This window comes from Kiritimatiellia bacterium, from assembly GCA_018001225.1.
Lineage (GTDB): Bacteria > Verrucomicrobiota > Kiritimatiellia > CAIQIC01 > JAGNIJ01 > JAGNIJ01.
Genome location: JAGNIJ010000076.1, coordinates 1 through 3,683, shown reverse-complemented (window position 1 = coordinate 3,683; position 3,683 = coordinate 1). Strand labels below are relative to the sequence as shown.

Sequence of the window (3,683 nt, the reverse complement as noted above, 5' to 3'; positions counted from 1 at the left end):
CGGGCCGTCCGCCTGGCCAAGCTCTTGCCAGACCGGGCGCGGGTACTGGATATCGGCTGCGGGAACGGTGGGTTCTTGCGGGCGCTGCATGCTTTAGGTTCCTTCGAGCTCCACGGGGTCGAACTGCCGGGCCCTGCGGCGGAAAGGACCTCGCGCTACCCATTCATCCGGTTGAAGACCGGCACATTGGACCAATCGGATTTTCCGGCCGCCAGCCTGGACGCCGTCACCCTCTTTCATGTATTTGAACACCTGGACAATCCGCGGGATGTCCTGGAGATGGCGGTTAATTTTCTGCGCCCGGGCGGGTTCCTGGTGCTGTCTTTCCCGAATATCGCCAGCTTGCAGGCACGGATGTTCCGCGCCAACTGGTTTCACCTCGATCCACCCAGGCACCTGTGTTTCCTTCCGCCGGCGGCTTTCCGGAAACAGGCGGAGGCGCGGGGATTGCGAATCCTGGGCGAGCGATATTTTTCACCGGAACAGAATCCGTTCGGATTTCAACAGAGCCTGTTGAACCTCTTCCAAACACGGCGGGACGCGCTCTTTGAAGACATGAAAGGGAACCGGGTCCACAACTCCGCCCGGGGCCGGTTGGGGTTGATCATCCAGAGAGTCTTCGTGGTTCTGACAGGGGCAGGCTTCGTGGCTGTGGACGCGCTCGAGTCGGTCTTGAGGACGGGAGCGACCGTGGAGTTCGTCGCTCAAAAAACCGGAGAGGCCGACTCAACTTCCAGCGGGAAGACGGTGACGGATCAGGGATGAATCCGCGTCGGCAGGGGATCCACCCCAGTTAGCACGTGGCGGATTCGAAGTGGCCCATCCTCCCGGAGAGGGCTGCAGGCAAACTTAGCAACAAGGATCGGCGGAATCGGTGCCGGAGCCAAAAAAAAGGCGAACCCGAAGGTTCGCCTTTTCCCAATGTCAGACGATGTTTACTTTACCGGATCGTTGTTGGTGTAGTGGACCACCATCGAGTGGTTGATGTAGAAGTTGGGGTTGGCGGTGTCCTCGGCTGTACCAGTCACAGTGAAGTACGTGGTGGTAGCCTCGCTGGTGAAGCTGTAGCCGTCAAAGCTGGTCGGGCTTGCGGAGAACCGGCGATCCAGGAAATCCTGGCTTTGCAGGTTCTGCAAGGTGCCGTACGTCCGGTTGGTGGACTTGGAGGAGTACGCCACCTGGGCGGACGCGATGTTGCGCAGGGTGGCCTGGGCGGCGGTGGCCTGGGCGGCGCGCTTGGATTCCAGCAGGCTCGGCACCGCGATGATGACGATGATGCCGATGATCACGATGACGATCAGCAACTCAATCAGCGAAAAACCTTTCTTATTCATACTACCTCCTTGGGGTAAATGTGATATTCCAGATCTTTCTTTAGCAAATCAGATACCAAAAGATCCCGGTTTTTCGAAACACGCGACACACGCAAAATCGATGGTTTGAACGGATTTATTGTGGCACCAGTCCCGAAAATTGTCAACGGAGTTGACAAAAAATGTAAATCATCGGCGGCTCATTTATCGATCCCCAATTTCTGCACCCGGTGGCGAAAGCTGCGGTAGGTGATTCCCAGCAGCCGGGCGGCCTCCACCTGAACGCCGTCGGCTTTCTGAAGAGCCATCAGGATAATACGTTTTTCGACGTCCTCCAGATACGGCTCCAACTCAAAACCGGAATCGGCGATTTCCGTGGGCATCGTGCCGGGCGGCGGGGCGGATGACGCGGCGAGATGCGGCAGGCGGTCGGCCTCCACCCGCTCGGATGTCTCCAGCGCCACGGCGCGCTCGATCACGTTTTCCAGTTCGCGCACATTTCCTTTCCACTCCGCCAGGATGAGCCGTTCCATGGCCGGGGGCGCGATGCCCCGGATGTTTTTACCCATCTTCAGATTGAACCGCTTCAGGAAATAGTTGGCCAGGGCGGGGATGTCCTCCCGGCGGTCGCGCAGCGGCGGCAGGTGGATGGGGATCACGGCGATCCGGTAGTAGAGATCCTCGCGGAAGGAACCATCGCGGATCCGCTCTTCCAGATTTTTGTTAGTGGCCGCGACGATCCGCGCGTCGATGGGGATCTCCTCGGTGCCGCCCAGCCGGCGGATCCGTTTTTCCTGCAGCGTGCGCAGCAGCTTGACCTGCATGGGCGGGGTGGTCTCGGCAATCTCGTCCAGGAACAACGTGCCGCGGTGGGCGACTTCGAACAGTCCCCGCTTGTTCGCGACGGCGCCGGTAAATGCGCCCTTCTGATAGCCGAACAGCTCGCTTTCCAGGAGGGTCTCGGGGAAGGCGCCGCAGTTGATGGAGACGAACTGGAAGTGCTTCCGCGGGCTCGCCTCGTGGATCGCCCGGGCGATCATCTCCTTGCCGGTGCCGCTCTCGCCGGTGAGCAGGATCGTGCTGTCGGTGGGCGCGATGACCCCGATGGTCTTGTAGATTTTGATCATCTGCGGTGACACGCCGATGATGGCCGGCGCTTCGGGCCCGCCGGCCGGGCTGCTTCCGGCGGGTGTTTTCTGCGCAGCCGGCTGCCGCAGGGCGTTCTGGACGATTTTCTTGAGGTCGTCGATGTCGAACGGTTTGGTGATGTAATCGTAGGCGCCGAACTTCAGCGCATCGATGGCGCTGTCGGCCGAGGCAAAGGCGGTGATGAGAACGAACAGCGTTTCGGGATACCGTTCCCGGATGTGTTGCAATAATTCCAGGCCGTTGCCGTCGGTGAGACGCATGTCGCTGATCACGAGATGCACCGGCTGATCGGCCAGCACGCGCACCGCCTGGCCGATGGATTCCGCCGTGGCCACGGTGTAGCCCTCTTCGGTGAACACCAATTCGAGCAGCTCCCGCATGCTCAGTTCGTCGTCGACGATCAGCAGGTTCACTCCGGCACCGCCTCTCTCCGTGGATTGATCGTTTCCGTCTTGAACAGGATGCGCACCGAAGTCCCCTGACCGGGCGCGCTCTCCACCTCGATCCGGCCCCGGTGATCGGAGACGATCCGGTACACGATCGCCATGCCGAGGCCCATGCCGCTGGGAAAGCGGCTCTGGAATGGCTCGAAGAGCTGCTGCAGCTCGGCCGGCCCCATGCCGCGGCCCGTGTCGCGGAACTCTATTATAAGCCCCCCCTCCTGGGGACGGCAATCGATCCGCAACGTGCCCCCGGCGGGCATCGCCTTGATGGCATTGGTGCACAAGTTCCAGAAGACCTGCTTGATCTGGTCGGGATCGCCGTGGAAATCCAGGCCGGACGGGCAGCCGATGTACTCGATGCGGTGCCCGTCGCGCACCTCCGGGCTGTTCTTGAAGAGGAAAATCGTCTCTTGCAGCAGCGCGCCGATGTCGAACACTTTCGGTGAAAAGCGGCGCGGGCTGGCGTACTGCAGAAAGTCGGCGATGATTCGGTCGAGACGATGGGATTCGCGCAGGACGATGTCCATGAGGTGACCCTGTGAGGATGACAGGGTCAACTGGTTCTTGAGCACCTGGATCGAACCCATCATCGAAGCCAGCGGATTGCGGATCTCGTGGGCGATGGCGGCGGAGAGATTGCCGATCGCCGCCATTTTCCGCTGCACCTCCAGCTCATTCTCCAGCCGCTTGATGTCGGTCAGATCCTGGAAGATGAACACATATCCTTCCACGCTGCCGCTGACCATGAGCGGCGAGATGGACAATCCCACGTACATGG

4 protein-coding genes are annotated in these 3,683 nt (G+C 60.6%); 1 reads left to right on the top strand and 3 read right to left on the bottom strand.

The genetic code is table 11. The annotated features are described in order from the left end of the window. Nucleotides 1–765: class I SAM-dependent methyltransferase (locus tag KA248_15745; GenBank protein ID MBP7831361.1), on the top strand; the 765-nt coding region annotated here is incomplete at its 5' end. A gap of 170 nt (nucleotides 766–935) precedes the next feature. Here KA248_15745 and KA248_15740 read toward each other — a convergent pair. The 3 genes from KA248_15740 to KA248_15730 all read right to left on the bottom strand — a co-directional run. Beyond that, nucleotides 936–1,334 (bottom strand): prepilin-type N-terminal cleavage/methylation domain-containing protein, encoded by a 399-nt coding sequence (locus tag KA248_15740; GenBank protein ID MBP7831360.1) that lies wholly within the window; start codon nucleotides 1,332–1,334, stop codon nucleotides 936–938. Nucleotides 1,335–1,513: 179 nt separating this feature from the next. Beyond that, nucleotides 1,514–2,842: a sigma-54-dependent Fis family transcriptional regulator gene (locus KA248_15735; protein MBP7831359.1), complete on the bottom strand. Its 1,329-nt coding sequence runs from the start codon at nucleotides 2,840–2,842 to the stop codon at nucleotides 1,514–1,516. 29 nt (nucleotides 2,843–2,871) lie between these two features. After that, on the bottom strand, nucleotides 2,872–3,683 hold an 812-nt coding region (locus tag KA248_15730; protein MBP7831358.1), incomplete at its 5' end, for a PAS domain-containing sensor histidine kinase.